Source organism: Actinokineospora enzanensis DSM 44649 (assembly GCF_000374445.1).
Taxonomy (GTDB): domain Bacteria; phylum Actinomycetota; class Actinomycetes; order Mycobacteriales; family Pseudonocardiaceae; genus Actinokineospora; species Actinokineospora enzanensis.
Window position 1 is genome coordinate 1 of sequence record NZ_KB894481.1, and the last position, 2059, is coordinate 2059.

A 2059-nucleotide genomic window follows, 5' to 3' on the forward strand; every position below is an offset into this window, starting at 1 on the left:
CCACCACCACGACCGAGCCGACCACGACGACGACCGAGCCGACGACCACGACGACTCAGCCGACCACGACTCAGCCGACCACGACTCAGCCGACGACCACGACGACCCAGCCGACCACGACCACCACCACGGTCGCGCCCACCACGACCACCGACCCCGACGAGCCGCCGCTGCTCGGCCTGCTCACGCCGAGCAAGACCAGCGGGCTCGACACGGACGCTCCGCGCTACACCACGCCCAAGCCGTGCAACGCGGGCTCCGACGGCTACCGGATGGACATCGTCGGTCCGGGCGGGTTCGCCAACGGCCTGAACATGACCGCGGTGACCGACGCGGGCTTCTCCACCACCGCGCCGTTCGAGGCCACCCAGTCGCTGATCTTCCGGGACATCGCCGCCGACGCGGGCACCACCATCCAGCCCGGCCGCTATACGGTGGTCCTGTCCTGCGTGGTCCAGTTCGAGGACCGGGTGACCGGCTTCTTCGGCACCGTCCTGGACTTCACCAGCCCGACCGCGTGGCACGTGGTGGACGGCACCAACCCGACCACCCCGCCCACCACTCCGACCACCCCGCCCACGACGACCTCCGGCCCGACCAGCACCACCTCGGGCAGCACGACCGCCGACACCACCACGACCACCGACCCGGGCACCGGCACCGTCGACCCCCTCCCGCAGGGCGGCACCGGCGGCAGCGGCACCGGCTCGGCAGGCAGCGGGTCCGGCGGCCTGGCCTCCACCGGCGCGTCGGTCGGCCTGTCCGTGCTCGTCGGCGTCGCGCTGGTCGGCTTCGGCACCATCGCGGTGATCGCCACCCGCCGCCGCCGCGCCATCCCGGCGCCGGGCGAATGGCCGACGGAGAGCTGACCCCCGCCGGGTGCGCCGGGGCGGACCGTCCCGGCGCACCCGCGTCACCGTGAAAGGACCACCAGGGTGACCGTGCTCGACACGCCAGACCCGCAGCCGACGCCGTCCCCGGTCGAGGACGTGCCCGCGGCGGCGAACACCCCGCACATCAGGCTCGTCGGGCAGATGCTCGGCATCCTGGGCGCCGTGCTGCTCTGCTTCGTCGCGCAGCTCACCCTGATCGGCCTGGTCAAGCACGACCGCGACCAGAACACCGCCTACACGGAGTTCCGCGCCAAGCTGGCCAACCAGACCGCGCCGGTGTCCGGCCTCACCACGGAAGGCAGGCTGCTCGACAGCGGCACCCCGGTCGCCATCCTGGAGATCCCCCGCCTGGGCGTCCGCGAGGTCGTCGGCGAGGGCACCTCCGCCCGCGCCCTCAAGTCCGGCCCCGGCCACCAGCGCGACACCCCGCTGCCCGGCCAGTCCGGCACCAGCGTGCTCTTCGGCCGCAAGGCGGCCTACGGCGGCCCGTTCGGCCGCATCCACGAACTGCGCGCGGGCGACCTGATCATCGTCACCACCGGCCAGGGCGAGAGCCGCTACCTGGTCCAGGGCATCCGCCGCGCCAACGACAAGGTCCGCCCCGCCCCCGGCGCAGGCGAGGGCCGCATGGTCCTGACCACCGCCGACGGCGCCGACTTCCTCCCCACCGACGTCCTCCGGGTGGACACCCGCCTGGTCACCGAGGTCCGCGAACGCAACCGCCAACTCCCCGCGTTCGCCGTCCCCGAGTCGGAAAAGCCCATGGAAGGCGACTCCTCCGCCCTGGTCCCCCTAGCCCTCTGGACCCTGATCCTCCTGGCCGCCGCCATAGCCATCGTCTACACAAATAGAAGAATAGGCCGCTGGCACGCCTGGGTAATCGGCATCCCGGTCTTGATCCCCCTAGCCCTAACCCTCGCCGACCAAGCAGCCGCCCTACTCCCCAACCTGATGTAGGTCTTTCGCATGTAAGCCCTCCGCCCCATTCACCACTAACCCCAACCCGCCCTCCAACCCAGCCCCCCAACTCGACCACCCCTAACCCAGCCACCCCTAACCCAGCCACCCCTGACCCAGCCACCCCTGACTGGACCACCACGCGGGATCGCGCCGGTCTCTTCCCACCCGATCCCAGGAGGCCCCCAGGGCCGAGTGGGATCGGGTGG

2 protein-coding genes are annotated in these 2059 nt (G+C 72.1%); both read left to right on the forward strand.

All coding sequences use genetic code 11. The features are described 5' to 3' along the window. Positions 1-869 (forward strand): hypothetical protein (locus tag C503_RS47540; protein ID WP_018687221.1); only part of this gene is annotated, 869 nt, incomplete at its 5' end. 66 nt (positions 870-935) lie between these two features. Next, on the forward strand, positions 936-1850 hold the full coding sequence (locus C503_RS0136975; protein ID WP_018687222.1) for a sortase: 915 nt from the start codon (positions 936-938) through the stop codon (positions 1848-1850). Positions 1851-2059: the final 209 nt, after the last annotated feature.